Below are 14660 nucleotides of genomic sequence, written 5' to 3'. Positions count from 1 at the left end.
GCTCAGGGTCTGCCCTAGGGTTGGCCGCGTGACGACGACGTATGCGGTGCTGCTGCGCGGGATCAACGTGGGCGGCAAGAAGAAGCTTCCGATGGCCCGGCTGCGCAGCCTCATGGAGGGTCTCGGGCACACCGGTGTGAGCACCTATCTCCAGAGCGGCCAGGCCGCGTTCACCGCCGACCACGGCGACGAGGACTCCCTGGCCGCCGAACTGACCGAATCGATCGAGCAGGAGTTCGGTTTCACGGTGGACGCCCTGGTGCGCGACCACGCCTATCTCGCGGCCGTCGTCGCGGCGTGCCCCTTCCCGGCCGCCGAACTGGAGGCCAAGCAGTTGCACGTCACCTACTTCTCCGCACAGGTCGACGAGGAGCGCTTCGCCGAGGTCGACCGGCCGGCCTTCCTGCCCGAGGAGTTCCGTCTCGGCGACCGCGCCCTGTATCTCTACGCGCCCGGCGGTCTCGGCCGCTCCAAGCTCGCCGAGTACCTCAGCCGTCCCCGCCTCAACAAGGGGCTGATCGCGACCACCCGCAACTGGAACACGGTCGTGAAACTGGCGGAGCTGACCCGTGCGGGGTGAGGGAGCGTCAAGTCCCGTTCTCGCACGGTCAGATCGCACTGTGACACCAACGGCGCAAGAGGCGCAGTAAGTAGTGCCGACCACGACAAGAAGGCGTGCCACTGCGGTACGACGTGGTCAGCCGTGGTCGCGGTCCGGCAACACAGGGGAGTGCCGGACCGCGACCACCGTGCCCCGGACCGCCGCCGAACCGGCCACCACTCCGCATGCCGATCGCGCCCGACTCGGGTGAACCCCGGGACAATGCGCCCGTGTTGTCCCTAGGGTTGATAGCGCGCCGCACAGACACTCGGGGGACGGGAATCGGGGGCCGGTCGAAGTGAGCACAGCTGTACCGTCGAGAGGGCTGCCGACGCTGCCCCAGTACCGCAAGGACGGGGTGACGCGGCGGCTGTGCGCGTCGGTCCACCTCGACGAGCAGTTCGCCCTGGATGCCGACCGGGAACTCACCGGCGACGGGATCACCGCCATGGGCCTCACCCTCGGCATCAACTTCGTCGCCCTCGCCCGGCACGCCCGCGCGGCCCTGCGCCGCCGCGAGACGCTGGACCGGCAGCTCGCCTGGCTCTCCGTCGCGTTGCTGGCGGCCTTCGCGGCGGTGGTGTCGGGCCTCGTCCGGGGCATCGGGTCCGTCGCTCTCGGTGGGGGCTACGGCATCGCCGGCATCCTCGTCGTCTCCTGGTGGCTGGTGCACCGCGCCGAGTCCGAGGCCCGTACCGCCGCCCGCGGCGTGTTCCAGCACCCCGACAAGGCCGAGAAGCTCGCCCCTCCCGTGGAACCCGAGGCCGAGGCGTGGCTGCACGAGCTCAAACGCGCCAACGTCCTGGCGTACGCCGACGCCGCCGCCCGCGCCAACCCGTTCGTCGGCAGCGGCAGCAAGATCAAGGAAGTCGTCTGGCAGCCCATCGACGTCAGCCGCCCGGCCGACGCCCCGAACGGCGGCAAGCTCACCCTGCGCCCCTTCGACGCCGTCGACCTCCACACCTATGTGGCACGGGAGATGGAGGGCATCTCCGGCCTCGACGGGCTGCGCGCCAAGAACCGGCTCTACGTCCTCGGCTCCAAGGCCCATCTCCTGCCCGACCTGCTGCCCGACCCGGTCGGCAGACCCTGCGCCCGGATCGACAAGCAGTGGGTGCAGTCGGGGCTGATCAACCCCGGTGCGGGCATGCGCACCCATCTGTGCCTGGAACGGGTCGGTGAGGGCGGGCGGTTGATCGTCTCCCTGTATCTGCGGGCGATCCTCAGCGGGCCCAGCCTCACGTGGGAGGTCGCCGCCTACGCCATCCCCCCGCTCGGCGGCCGCTTCTACCAGGTCGACCGGCTGCCGGTGGCCAGCTTCGAACGCTGGTGGAGCCTCGTCTCGTACGCCACCTCGCACACCCTGCCCGAACTGAAGGGCGCCATCGGACGGATCACGGCCCGGAGCCGGTGGCGGCGCACGGCGGAGAAGGCTCTCGCACGGCAGCGCCGGGAGATCACCGACCACCATGTGATCTACGACCGCGGCGCCGTCGGCAGTGTGCGCCAGGGGCTCGGCGACTGGCGCCAGGCGGGCTACGACGAGGAGGTCGACGCCCAGGACTTCCTGTTCCGGCTCCAGCAGGGCGTGCTCGTGGCCACCGAGCGTTTCCTCCAGGACCACAACGTCGACACCAGCTCCTTCGACAAGGCGCAGGCCGTCATCAGCACCCAGACCTACAACATCGGCAACGTCACGGGCAGCAACATCGGCCCCAACGGGCAGGTCAACAACAACAACGGTCCGCAGGGGCAAGGGCCTTCGGGACAGGGGCCGGGCGGCCCCGGCGGGCCTCAGCACCCCTGAACGTCGGGTCCTCAGCGCCCACTGCGCAACGCCGACCACAGCACGCACACCGCACACCGCAGAACGCAGAACGCAGAACGCACACCGCAGAACCGGGAGCCGGCACATGGGTACGTACAACATCGAAAACGTCACGGGCAGCAACATCGGCGACAACGGCCGTATCGAGATCAACCACTACGGCGCCGACCCGGCCGCCGTCCTGCAGCTCGCCGACCGGCTGGTGGACCGGCTGCGGCAGGACAACCCCGCCCTCGTCCCGCAGGCCCAGGTCATCCAGGGCGAGCTGGCGAGCGCCGGACAGGGCGGCGAGCCCGCCAACCGGGGCCGGATCAAGGCCGCCCTGGAGACCATCAGCGTGGGCGTCGCCGCGGGCAGCGGCGGGCTCGCGCTGGTCCAGGAACTGGGCCGGGTCCTCGGGCTGTAGACCCCGGTCGGACGGACCCGGTCGACAGACCCGGACGGACAGAACGGAGCGGCCCCGTCACCGCGGGCGTGCGGTGACGGGGCCGCCGTACGTTCACCGGCTCACTTGGCCCGTACGACCGCCCGGGCCCCTCCCCCGAGCTCCAGTTCCAGGCCCGAGCGCAGCGGCACCGTCTGGCCGGGGCCGATCCGCTGCGCGCTGCCGTCCGAACGGGTGCCCGTCCAGGTGTCCTTGGAGCGGTTGGCGATGCCGTAGCGGCCCGGCTTCGTCGGGTGCTCGACCAGCTCCGCGACCAGCGAGGCGTCCGAGCAGTCGTGCCGGGTCGGCTCCGGGTGCAGATGGTGCGCCTGTACCCGGGCGGCCCGGCGCAGCCGGATGTGGTGTTCGGTGCGCGGCGGGGGAGTGGTCACCGTCAGCCGCGGCGGCAGCACCAGCCGTCCGCTGCAGCCCCAGCACAGCCGCGGCGGCGGGTTCTCGCCGGGCTCGGTCATGTTCTGCCGCCCGCAGGAGGCGCACTCCACCACCGAGTCCAGCACCGCCCGCAGCGCGTTGCGCCACTCCGACTCGCGCACCCGGGACGCCGGGTCGTGCAGTCCGGTGGTGAAACTGCGGCGGAACAGCTCCTGGAGGCGCCCGGCCGCCGCGTCCCAGGTGGCCAGCACCGTCGCGTGCTCCATCGGGTCGGGCGCGTTGGAGTCGTCGGCCGGGTCGAAGACGAACAGCGGGTTCTTGCCGTACAGCTTGCGCTCGGCCGCCTCGTCCAGGCAGTGGATCTGCAACTCCCGCCTGCCCTTGAGCGGGTGATGATTCATCAGGAACATGAACAGCAGCACGGCGAGGGAGTGCAGATCGGACTGGGTGCCGGGCCGGGCGCCCGGATCGCCGCGCACCAGCTCCGGTGCCATGAACTCCATCGTTCCGGAGATGCCGCTGACGTCGCCCTCGACCACCGCGTTGTCGTTGTCGCAGACCAGCACGTCACCGGTGGCCGGGTCGAAGAAGATGTTGCCCCAGGAGATGTCCCGGTAGGCGATGCCGCGCGAGTGCAGCGCCTGGTACGCCTCCACCGTGTAGAGGCACGCCGTCAGCAACGCCTGTGTATTGGTGCGCAGCTGGCGGCGGAACAGTGCGGGCAGACCCTTGAACCGGTCCGGGCGCAGCCCCATCAGATAGCCGTACGAGCCGTGCCGCTCCGGCACGTACGCCTCCGGCCACAGGAACCGGTCGTCGGCGAAGTCCCGGTCCACCAGCTCCCGTACGATCGCCTCCTGCTCCGGGGTCGCGCACGTCGGGTAGTACCACTTCAGCGCGCGTTCCCCGTTCGGCGTCCTGACCCGGTAGACCTCGCCCTGGCCGCCCGCGCCGAGGAAGCCGGTGATCTCGGCCTCGTCGCCGTTCTCCACCGTCAGGCGCGTACCGCTGTCGAGCATGCCGCTCATCTACGTCTCCGTATTCCGTTCCAGTTCCGTGCGGCCGCCGCCGGCCGCGGACGCCTCGCCGGGAAGGGCTGCCGCCGGCGCTCCGGTCCCGGCCTCGGCGGTCGCGTCACCTGCCCCGGCCGTCGGACCGTCGGCCTCGCCGCCCGCGTCGTCGGCCTTCGCGTCGTCCGCCGCCTCCGGGGCCGCTGCCGCAGCAGCCGCCGTCGTCCGCTCCGCGACCTGTGCGTGGTCCGCGTAGGCGTACCTGAGCGCCGCCACCAGGGTCGTGTCGTCGCCGGAGTACTGCGACGCCTGCGCCAGCCACTGCGGCAGCGCGGCCCGTACGTCCTCGCCGCCCTCCGCCGTCAGCCGGCCGTCCAGACCCGCGACGAACTGCCGGTAGCCGTCGCCCGAGGCGAAGCTCTTGGACAGCCCGTCCGTGGACAGCACCACCAGCCGCGGGGTGCGCGATTCCTCGAACACCGGCGCCCAGTGCATCCGCACCGCCCGCCATGCCTCCCGCCCGCACAGCGACTCGGTCTCGTCGCCCAGGTCCTCCTCCGCGGGCGCCAGCGGGCGGCACAGCGTGCCGTCGTGCTCGACGACCGCGAGATCGCCGTCACCGATCTGCCAGGCCACGAGCAGCCACGGCGTGAGGACTGCGCCGATCAGCGTGGTGCCGTACAGCACCAGCTTCTGCTCCGGACCGGGCTCCGGGCCGCCCGTGTCGGGGTACGGAGGGTTCCGCTCCCAGTGCCCGAGGGCCGACTCCCGCCACTCGTGGACGAGCGTGCGCGGGAAGCCGTCCCGGGCGTACGCCATCAGGCGGGCCAGCCGCCCCGGTTCATGGCAGTCGCGGGCCGACCGGCCGAACTCGGCGGCCAGGGCGGTGAACCGGTCCACGGCGAAACGCGCACCCAGGCCGCTGCGCGCGTGCACCGCCGAGCCGTGCCCGTCGGCCACCGCAAGGACCAGCGGGTCGTCACCGGAACCGGTGCCCTCGACCGTGAACCAGTCCTGGTTGCGCTTCTTGTTGACTCCCTGGACCGTGCCGCTCAGTGTCTCCCAGCGTCGCACCCCGAGCGTCACCACACGTCGTCGTCATCGTCGTCGTCCAGGACCGGCGGTGCGAACGGCTGCTTGGCCATGGTCACCCCGGAGCCCGAACCGTTGCCCGCGACAGGCTGGGAGGCCGCCTTGACGGCCGCCGTGGACGCCCATCTGATGGCCGCCGCGAGCTGTTTGGGGCTGTTGGCGTCCAGCGGCTGCAACTCCGGGTTGCCGAGGAACTCCTGGAGCACCCCGCGGTCCGCGTCGGTGCCGATCGCGATGGCGACCCGTACCGCCTTGCGGCCCCAGGGCGTCGCGTCGATCGCCTTCAGGCCCGCCCGCCAGTCGTCGGTGGGCACCCCGTCCGACACCAGCGCCAGCACCGGCTTGAGGGCGCGCTGCGGCATCGGCGGGGTCTTCAGCTCCCGGGACACCAGGTGCAGCGCCTCGCCCAGGTTGGTCATGCCGTCCACCTGCACGTCCTGCCAGGTGAAGTCGTCGACCGGGACGGGGTTCTGGGTGTGCCACCGCGCGGTGGACGAGAACGTGATGGTGCGCAGCAGCAGTTGGGCGGCCGGGTTGTCATGAGCCACCGAGCGCATCTCGGGAATGGCCTCCCGGATCGCGTAGTTGAGCTTGGCGATCTTCTCGCCCTGCATCGAGTACGAGCAGTCGAGCAGCCAGATGAAGTGGACCGGCCGGTTCGCCATGGGCCCGCCGGGGATGTCACTCACTGCGTGTCCTTCCGGTGGTCGTTGCCGTCTTCTCGGTCATCTGTCCTGTCCTGTCTTGTTCTATTCTGTTCTGTTCGTCTTCTGTTCGTCGGGCGCGGGGCAACCACGCTTCCTGCCCTGGCCGTTGCCCGGCTGCTCAGCGCAGCAGCCACCACGCGCCGCCCGCCATCGAGGCCGCGGCCAGCACCAGCGAGGCGACGAACAGGCCCGCCACCACCCGCCGGGCCCGCCCGACCGCAGGAGTCACCTGGCTCATACCGCGCTGTACCTCCTCTCGTTCCCGGTCCTCTGACGGAGCCTCAGTACGCGCAACCGCGACAGCCCGCCCCGGCCGCCATCGGCGCGCCCGGGCCCGGAGCCGGATCCGGTGAGCGCGCCGGTGCGCAGCCCCGAGGCGGCCAGCAGCCACAGCACCGGCTCGGCGGCCCTGCGCTGCTCGCCCTCCAACTGGCCCGGCCCGGTGGCTGCGTGGGCGCTGACCGCCCAGTAGCGGTCGGCGCGGAAGTCGTGCCCGAGGGCCCGCACCAGCCCGCCGAGACCGATGTCGGCGAGCCAGGTGTCGATCCGCGCACCGGGCACCGGGAGCGACACCAACTGGTCGAGGACGTCCCGTTTGGTGACCACTGTTGCCACCGGCAGCCGGGCACGCCGCCCGGTGAGCGCGGCGAGCTCGCCGGTCAGCCTCTGGTACGTCTCCCACGGCCCCTGCGCCGACGGGCGGGCGTCGGCCGCCCGCGTCCGGTCCGTGTCGCTCAGCCTGCCCCGCACCTTGGGATCGGCCAGCACATCGGCCACCAGGATCACCCCGTCGGCGTGCGCCAGATACTGCTGCTCGCGGACCCGTTCGGCGTCCTTCACCGACTCGCCCATCGGGTCGTAGAGGTAGAGCAGCCGACGGCGTCGGCCCCGGGTGACGGTCAGCATCTGGGCGCGCGGCCGGGCGTTGGTGGTGGCGCGGGCCCAACCGGTGCTGTGCAGCTCCTGGTCGAGGTCGTTGTGGGCGCGGCGGTCGTCGGCCGAGGCGTACTCGACCTTCAGCTCGCCGTTCCTGGACAGCGCGTGCAGTCCTTCGACCATCGCGGCCAGCAGCATCGTCTTGCCCGAGGACGTGCCGCCGACCAGCGGTGTGTGCACCACACGGGTGGTGCCGACGGCGTCCGGCAGATGCCGGTCGCAGTGCGGGCACACCATGGTCAGCTTGCCTCGCCCGGCTGTCCGGGTCGTCGGCAGCCGGTGCCCGCAGACGCACACATGCCACAGCACGCCGTACTGCCCGGGCCGTAACGCACGGTGCGGGGCACGGCAGTTGGGGCAGCGGTGCACGGCCAGCGGGACCGGCCGCCAGCAGCCCGGGTGCGGGCACACCACACGGATACGCCGCACCAGCGCCCAGCTGCCCTCCGCACCCCGCAGCACCGGCACGGCCGCCGCGCAGCCCAGCCACACCAGCCCCGTCAGCAGCGCGAAGAACAGCAGCGCCCAGCCCAGCAGCACGGTCGCCAGGACCGCCCCGAGCAGTGCTCCGCCGGCGGTGCCGGGCGCGACGAACACGATCAGCCACATCCGGTACAGCGGCGCCCGCGCCCGCATCCCGGAGGGGCGCCGCCCCCGGAAGAGGTTCCGTGCGACGCGGTGCATCCACGGATCCATGAACGCCGTCCAGATCACCCGCATGCCGTAGGCCGCCGCCGAACCGCAGTCCACCGGCAACTGCCCCCACCAGTACCCGGGATACGCCGGTTCGACAGCGCCGATCCGCGGCGGCAGCCGCTGGTCGTGCCGTCCGGCCTGCCAGGGCCCGAGGCCCCGCCACACGGCACGCACCCCCAGCACCAGGAACTCCCACAGCGTGCGGAACAGGCACACGGCGACGGCGATCGCCGAGGTCCAGCCCAGCAGGGCCAGCAGCCCGGTGTACTCGGCTCTCATCTGCGGCCCCCCGCCCCCGGTGGCTCGACATCGCCGTACCAGCCGCCCTGCTCGCCGCGCCGCCCCCGCCCGGCGAACCGCCCCGCCAGCCGGCCGAACGCACCGGGCCGGTTCCAGGCGCGGTAGGCGTCCAGCTTGCCGCCGCCCGCCCGGCCGAGCGCCTCCTCGACCCCGGTCTGGTCCGCGGCGGGCAGCGCCCGCACGATCGGCCGCAGCACCTTGCCGAGCAGCGCCGTCCGGGTCTGGTCCCAGCCGGGAGCGGTGCCCGGGAAGGCGCTCCAGTCGCAGAAGCGGGCGGCGAGATACGAGGGTGAGGTGCGCAGTCGGTCACCGGTGCGCTCCGAGCGCGCCGCCCGCTCGTACGCCGCCAGCATTCCCGGCTCGCCGGAGCGGGCCAGGCCGTACAGCTCGCTCTCGGGTACGTACGTCCTCAGCAACCGCCGCGCCAGCACCGTGTACGCGCGCTCGGCCACCGGCTCCGGGACCGGCTCGGCGGCGCCGTCGCGCAACTGCCGTATCGTGTACACCCAGTTCTCGCCCTCGGCCTCGGTGCCGAGCCGTCCCGTGAACTCCAGCAGGAGCAGGGCGGCACGCCGGCCGGGGCTCAGTTCGTCGGAGAAGCGGGTCAGCAGATCGACGGCGAGGAACGGGACATCGGGGTCGTCCGCGGGCGCGGACAGCGCGGCCTCGATCAGCAGGTCCCGGGTGCCCGCGGCGCGGTGCGCGTCCGAGCCGATCTCGTTGAGCAGCAGGCTCGCCTCCTCACCGGTCGGACGGTCCTCCGGCCCCGGCCACACCAGGTGGAACGCCGTGCGCAGCACCGGTGGTTCGGCGTGCGGGGAGACACCGGCCGTGCGCAGCAGGGCCTGGAAGCGCGCGAGACGGTCGCCGCCCGCGGGCTCGGGCGGGATGACGCACATCCGCAGATGCGGGCGGACGGGCGGCAGGGCGACGGGCAGCCCCGAACCGCCGAGCCGGGCCGCGACCCGCACCGGATGCGCGGCGGCGAGCGCGTCGAGCGCGCCGAACAGGGCGATGCGCAGGCCGGGATGACCGTGCACGGCGTCCAGGACGGCGGGCGGGCAGCCCGGGGCGTCGGCGTCCGCCGAGGCCGTGGGGTCCGAGTCCGGCGGGGCAGGGGTGCCCGCCGGATGCGCCGGGCCCGCCGCGGACCCGGTGGGCCGTGCGTCCGGCTCGGGGTCCGGGCCGGGGCGACCCACCAGGGCGCGCGCGAGGCGGCCCGCCAGGTCCGGGAGTACGTCCGCGCAGTCGATGTCGAGCAGATCGGCGACTCGCAGCAGGGCCAGCGGGCGCCCGGCGGGCGGCTCGGCCGCGTCCGCGATACCGGACCACAGGGCGGGGGCGAGGTCGCGGGCCAGTTCCGTCTGGGCGTCCGGGGTGAGCGAACCGGCGCGCAGCATCGGCACCGGGCCCCGCGCCAGCACCGCCGACGCCAGCACCAGCGCGGCGAGCGGCGCGGACACCGAGGTCGGCACCTGGCCGTCCAGCCGGGCCAGCAGGGCGGCCAGCGCCTCCTGCTCACCGGCGGCGGAGCCGGCCGCGGAACCGTCGGCCGCACTGTCGGCGGCGAGGGCTCGGGCACGGCTGACGGCACTACGACCCGACCCCGCGCCCCACCCCGCGCCCGGCCCCGCGTCCGCTCCGCCGCCGCTCCCCGTGCACAGCGCGCCGACCAGCCGGGCCAGCGTCTCCTCGTCCACCGTCCCGGCCCGCTCCACCGCCAGGCGGGCCGCCGCCGCACGCCCGTCCGGGCGCAGCTCCACCCCCGCGGTCAGCGCCGCCACGGCGAGCGGGCCCAGCTCGTGCGGCACGTCCCGGAACAGCTCGGGCAGCCCCGCGCACCAGATCCGCGCGGCGACCTCCGCCCAGGCGTCCGTCACCGGGGCGGCCGGGGCCGGTCCCGTGCCGTCGTGCACCCGGAACCGCTGGTCGTGCGCCACCGGTTCGGACGACGGCAGCGCGCCGACCACCTGCTGACGGGCCTGCTGCGGACGGCGGGTGTACGTGGTGAAGGTCAGCCGGTGGGCCTGCTCGCGCGGCAGCACGGTACACGCCAGCGCGATCCACAGCGCCACATCGGCGCTGTCCCGCTCCACGATCACCAGCTGACGGGCGTCGGTGCCGTCGGCCAGGGTGCGCAGATCGGCGAAGAACGGGGCCAGACGCTCGGCCCGCGACCGAGCGAACGCGATCAGTCCCTCCCGGCGCAGCATCCCCGACGGCTCCAGCCGGTCGACCGGCACCGGCCGCCCGTCCGCCGGGGTGGCGTCCGCCCAGGTCGGCGACTCCCATACGGTGATGGGCAGCGCGCCGTCCGGCAGCCGTGTCCCGGGCGGCAGATGGAGGGCGTGGGCGTGGAAGTTGCCCCAGCGCCCGCTGTAGTCCGCCCCGGTGTAGACGGAACGGCTCAGCAGACGGCCGCCGTCGGCGAGTTCGGTGCAGCTGAACGCCTTCGGGAAGCCCTTCAACTGCTCGGCGTCCGGGCGGGCCGGGCAGTCGCGGGGCGGCTCGTAGCCGATGAGCTGCTCGGCCTCCCTCAGCAGCGGCTGCGGCACACCGGGGCTGACCGCGGTGAACCGGAAGCCCGAACCGTCGGGTCCGGGCGGCGCCGAGGTGTAGTGCAGCTGGACCAGGCTCACTTGACACGCCCCTTCTCCGCGCTGCGCACCGGCAGCACACCCCGCCGGGCCAGCAGCCACAGCAGCGGATCCTCCACCCGCACCGGCTGCGGCCCCGACTTCGGTACGTCAGCCGGTGCGTCGGCCGGTGGTGGTGCGCCCAGCGCGGAGATACCGAACAGCGACAACTCGGTGAAGTCCAGTTCCAGTTGCCGGACCAGCGCCCCCGAGTCCCAGTCGGCCATCAGGGAGCGGATCTCCTCGTGGACGCCGAGCCGCTCGTCCGCGTCGAAGGCGCCGTCGGTGTGCGGGGCGTTGCGCAGCACCGGGGAGTGCGGGTCGAGCAGCGGGCGCAGCATGTCCGTCTTGGTGACGGCCACCGCGATCGGCGTGGACACCCTGCCGCGCGAACCGCCCTTGCCGTGGGCGCGCAACTGGGCGGCGAGATCGGCGGCGATCTGCTGCGGCGGGGTCTCCACGACGGGCAGCGGCGGCCCGTCATGCCCCGCCAACCGGTCCCGCACCGAGCCGAGTTGGAGCGGATCGACGAGCAGCACTATGCCGTCGGCGGCGCTCAGATAGCGGGTGTAGCGGTCCATGGCCTCGCTGCCCGCGAGATCCTCACCCGCCGCGTCGAAGAACACCAGCGTGGTGTGCCGGGTGCCTCCGCTGCCGAGCGGTCCGCGCCGGGGCACGCTCAGCCGGTACAGCAGCGGGTCGTTGAAACCGAGCGCGGCGGGCCGGGTGGCCTCCGGCAGCCGCAGCCGCTCGTACAGGTCCTCCGCCATCTCCCGGTCGCGCTGCTGGGTGCTCTGCCCCATCGCGGCCAGCGAGGCGTGGAACGCCTGCCCGACGCGCTGGTTCAACTCGTTGACCAGCACCGAGACATAGGTGCTCTTGCCGGACGCCTTCGCCCCGACCAGCGCGATGATCCGGCTGTCCTGGTCGCAGTAGTCGCTCGGCAGATCACTGTGGCACGACCGGCACACCCGCACCGGCGTCGGCACCCCGCACTGGGGGCACGGCACACTGCTGCCCGACCTGCCGCGCAGCCCCGCCGCCAGCGACGCGACGCTCCTGGCCGGAGCGAACACCGGGCCGCGCTGCCGTGCCGCCGGGGGCACGCTCGGGCCCATGAAACCGGCCCACACGTCGTCGCGTTCGGGCCCGCAGGGGGTGCCCCCGCGGACGCCGCTCGGGGTCATCAGACAGCGGTACGGCAGTCTTGCCGCCGACGCGCGGTCGAAGCAGTAGGGGCAGATCACGGTCGTCATGGCTTCAGCGCACCACCAGGGTCGCGGGGGACGGTTCTTCCAGGCGCACCGCGTCCGCGTGCTCGCCGAGCAGAAACCCGCGCAGCGTGTACGGGGCCGGGCAGGGCGCGGCCGGCAGCTCCTGCTCGACCGTGCCGTGCCGCGCCAGATCCGTGCCCGCGATCCGCAGCAGGGTGGTCCCGTCGGCCGCGCTGCGCGGCCGGAGGGTGCCGCTGCGGGCGACGCACACGAACTCCGGGACCTCGGGAAACGCGCCGGGCGCGGACAGGGTGACCCGCAACAGGGTACGACCCCTGCCCCTGCCGAGAAACCGTCGTGGCGAGCGCACGACGTGATACCCGATCGCCGCATCGGGCGGCAGCACCACCTCGGCGGCGTCCGGCACGACCACGACGGCCCCGGGCACCCGCGGCGCGGTCGCGACCCGGATCCGCACGGCTCCGGGGCCGAGGGGGAGGTGGAGGCCGTTGCGGCGGTAGGAGTGGGCGGTGACGATGTGTTCTTGGGTGGTGCGGGGGTGATTGGTCGCGGGGGCGGGTGAGGGAGCGGGTCCGAGTGCGGCGGTCGGTTCGGTCGTTGGGGCCGTGAGTGCGCTGTGTGCGCTGTCGCGGGTGGCGACGGCGGCGCCACCGGTCCCGGTGGCGGGTTCGGCTCCCGTCGCAGTCGAGGCCGCCGTTGCCGTTGCCGTCGCCGTCGAGGCCGTGGCCTGGCGCGGTACGGCGCGGGTTTCCTGGGCGGTGCGGGTGGCGGTCCGGCGGCTCCGTCGAGTGTGGCCGGATGTCTCGGCCGGGGCGGTCTGCGTCGGCAGGCTGTGCGGTGCGGCTTCCCGGTCATGGGTGGCGTGGGCGAGATCGGCGGGCGGGGGCGCCGGGTCGTCGAGGGGTTCCCAGGTCACCCTCAACTGGCCCGCGTCGTCCGGCCAGTCGAGGGTGATGCGGACCTGGCCGTCCGGGAGGCGGTGGGCGGCGAGACCCGTGACCGGATGCAGGACCTCCACATCGACCGCCGGGCCCGCGATCGCCCGTTCCCCGAGGACCGCGACCGAGGCCACCCGGGCATGTCTGCCGGGCGGCGGACACAGCGCCCCCGCCCGCTCGGGCCACAGCAGCCGCGGTGGCACCTCCGCCGTACGCAGTTCCTTCCCCGGCGCCGGAGTCTCCCCGGGCCACTCCACCAGCCGTACCTCGGCGTCCCGCGCCCCGGTCCAGGCGAACCGCAGCGCCCCGCCCTCCGCCGAAGCGGTGAGCGCAAGGACGGACTCCGGCCAGCGATGCACCGTGCGGGAGACGCGCACCCCGGCCGACGCGACCCGCTTGCCCCCGGGCCCGGCGTAGTGGCACACGACGCGGAAGGCGTGCGTGCCGTTCGCCAGGTCCGAGGCCGTGAAGCCGTCGGAGTCCGGGCGCACCCGCTCGGTCGAACCGTCGGGACCGGTGCGCTCGACGGTCACGTCCGCCGCTCCCGCCGGGCGCCGCCAGGTGCAGTCGACCCGCCCGGGCCCGTCCGCCAGAACCGGCTCGGCCACCTCCGGGGCGACCAGCACCCGGCGCGACACCAGCGGCGGCCCGGCCACGCGCCCGTCGCGCAGCGGGAACACGGCGTAACGCACCGCCGAGCCCAGCGCCACGGCTTCGTCACGGGCGGTCCCGGATCCCGCGCGCACGTCCCGCACCCTCGGGGTGCCCCGCTCGTCTCGGTACAGCCGCAGCAGCCGCCAGGCGCCGACGGTCCCCTCGCCCACCCTCTCGCCCGTCCCGTCCACCGGCCAGGCCAACTCGACGGCGCCCGAGGAGAGTTCCGTGCTCACCAGGGCCTCGCGGTCCCGCCGGGGCTGGTGGACTCGGACCAGGCCGCGAAGTGCCCGCCGGTCGTCGGCGGCGGTGCGCAGGGCGTGCAGATACTCCTCCGATGCGGCGTCCGGGTCCCCGGCGTCCTCGGCGCGGCGGGCGGCGCGCAGTGCGGCGTCGGCCTGGGCGAGCCGTGCGGCGGTCTCGGCGGTGAGCGTGTCGAGGGCCGGGTCACCGCGCGGAATCCGTTCCAGCAGGGTGCGTACGGAGTGCAGCCGGTGCCGTTCCCAGGCGTCGGCGACGGACTCGGCCGCGCCGCGCTGCCGCCGGTCGAGGGTGGGACGCAGCCGTGCGGCGGCGAGCAGACCGGCCCTCTCCTCCTCATGCACGCCCAACTCGGCGGCCGTACGCATGCGTTCCGTGACCGGACGGTCCTGGAGCAGCCCGATCAGCTGGTACAGCACGACCCGGCGCGGTGCCTGCGGATCGTGCCGGTGCAGAGCGGCGAGGAGTCCGGCGACCGTGTTCCCGGTGCGGGCGAGGCCGTCCAGCAGAGCGGCGTCCACCCGGCGCCGGCCGCGCGACCCGGAGGGCACGTACAACCCGTCGAGGACCCCCAGTCCACCGCCCGGTGAGAGCGCCTGGCCCGCGTGACGCAGGCCCGCTGCCTGCTGGGCGGCGACGAGAGCGCCGTAGCCGGGGGCGAGCGGGCTCAGGGGCAGCCCGGACAGGGCGCGGGGCAGCCCCAGATGATGCCCGAACTCACGACCCGCCACGTGCCATGCTCCCCCGATAGCCCTACCGCACCATCCCAGCAGATCCAGCCATGAACAGGTGGGGTTTTCGGGTAATCCGGGCAGGTCGGCACCTGCTGTGATGACGGTGCCTCAGCCGCCGGGGACCCCGACCAGCCTCTCGGACCCCAAGGGCCCCGGCCGACACGGGCTGCCGCTACGTGCCTCGTCGCAGCGGCACCTGCGCGACTTCGGGTGCC

10 protein-coding genes are annotated in these 14660 nt (G+C 73.8%); 3 read left to right on the top strand and 7 right to left on the bottom strand.

Annotated features, from left to right (window positions below):
• Positions 1-28: 28 nt before the first annotated feature.
• The 3 genes from ACSYGN_RS08480 to ACSYGN_RS08470 all read left to right on the top strand — a co-directional run bounded on the left by ACSYGN_RS08480 (position 29) and on the right by ACSYGN_RS08470 (position 2835).
• Entirely contained in the window at positions 29-580 is a 552-nt protein-coding gene (locus ACSYGN_RS08480; protein ID WP_460393497.1) for a DUF1697 domain-containing protein, read from the top strand.
• A 319-nt stretch (positions 581-899) separates the two neighbouring features.
• A complete protein-coding gene (locus tag ACSYGN_RS08475) occupies positions 900-2408 on the top strand; it encodes a hypothetical protein (protein ID WP_460393495.1) in 1509 nt (502 codons plus the stop codon).
• A 106-nt stretch (positions 2409-2514) separates the two neighbouring features.
• A complete protein-coding gene (locus ACSYGN_RS08470) occupies positions 2515-2835 on the top strand; it encodes a hypothetical protein (RefSeq protein ID WP_460393493.1) in 321 nt (106 codons plus the stop codon).
• Between the two features lie 101 nt (positions 2836-2936).
• Here ACSYGN_RS08470 and ACSYGN_RS08465 read toward each other — a convergent pair whose 3' ends face one another.
• The 7 genes from ACSYGN_RS08465 to ACSYGN_RS08435 form a co-directional block, all read right to left on the bottom strand.
• Positions 2937-4274 carry a protein kinase domain-containing protein gene (locus tag ACSYGN_RS08465; RefSeq protein WP_460393491.1) on the bottom strand — a complete coding sequence of 446 codons (1338 nt, stop codon included), beginning with the start codon at positions 4272-4274 and terminating at the stop codon, positions 2937-2939.
• A complete protein-coding gene (locus tag ACSYGN_RS08460; protein WP_460393489.1) occupies positions 4275-5330 on the bottom strand; it encodes a protein phosphatase 2C domain-containing protein in 1056 nt (351 codons plus the stop codon).
• Between the two features lie 8 nt (positions 5331-5338).
• Positions 5339-6013, bottom strand: a complete 675-nt coding sequence (locus ACSYGN_RS08455; RefSeq protein WP_460403301.1) for a vWA domain-containing protein — start codon at positions 6011-6013, stop codon at positions 5339-5341.
• A gap of 276 nt (positions 6014-6289) precedes the next feature.
• Positions 6290-7966 carry a TRAFAC clade GTPase domain-containing protein gene (locus ACSYGN_RS08450; protein ID WP_460393487.1) on the bottom strand — a complete coding sequence of 559 codons (1677 nt, stop codon included), beginning with the start codon at positions 7964-7966 and terminating at the stop codon, positions 6290-6292.
• Positions 7963-10626: a GTPase-associated protein 1-related protein gene (locus ACSYGN_RS08445; RefSeq protein ID WP_460393485.1), complete on the bottom strand. Its 2664-nt coding sequence runs from the start codon at positions 10624-10626 to the stop codon at positions 7963-7965. The genes ACSYGN_RS08450 and ACSYGN_RS08445 overlap by 4 nt, the downstream gene beginning before the upstream one ends.
• Entirely contained in the window at positions 10623-11879 is a 1257-nt protein-coding gene (locus ACSYGN_RS08440; protein ID WP_460393483.1) for a TRAFAC clade GTPase domain-containing protein, read from the bottom strand. The genes ACSYGN_RS08445 and ACSYGN_RS08440 overlap by 4 nt, the downstream gene beginning before the upstream one ends.
• A gap of 4 nt (positions 11880-11883) precedes the next feature.
• A complete protein-coding gene (locus tag ACSYGN_RS08435) occupies positions 11884-14442 on the bottom strand; it encodes a hypothetical protein (protein ID WP_460393481.1) in 2559 nt (852 codons plus the stop codon).
• Between the last annotated feature and the right edge of the window lie 218 nt (positions 14443-14660).

It is taken from the genome of Streptomyces sp. YIM S03343 (assembly GCF_054729195.1).
Note: the sequence above shows the minus strand (reverse complement) of the source record. Positions and strands in the feature narration are given on the sequence as shown.

Excerpts from the sequence above, each read along its gene's own strand:
- ACSYGN_RS08470 (WP_460393493.1), top strand. The coding sequence starts at position 2,515 with ATGGGTACGTACAACATCGAAAACGTCACGGGCAGCAACATCGGCGAC.
- ACSYGN_RS08450 (WP_460393487.1), bottom strand. The coding sequence starts at position 7,966 with ATGAGAGCCGAGTACACCGGGCTGCTGGCCCTGCTGGGCTGGACCTCG.
- ACSYGN_RS08455 (WP_460403301.1), bottom strand. The coding sequence starts at position 6,013 with ATGGCGAACCGGCCGGTCCACTTCATCTGGCTGCTCGACTGCTCGTAC.
- ACSYGN_RS08465 (WP_460393491.1), bottom strand. The coding sequence starts at position 4,274 with ATGAGCGGCATGCTCGACAGCGGTACGCGCCTGACGGTGGAGAACGGC.
- ACSYGN_RS08440 (WP_460393483.1), bottom strand. The coding sequence starts at position 11,879 with ATGACGACCGTGATCTGCCCCTACTGCTTCGACCGCGCGTCGGCGGCA.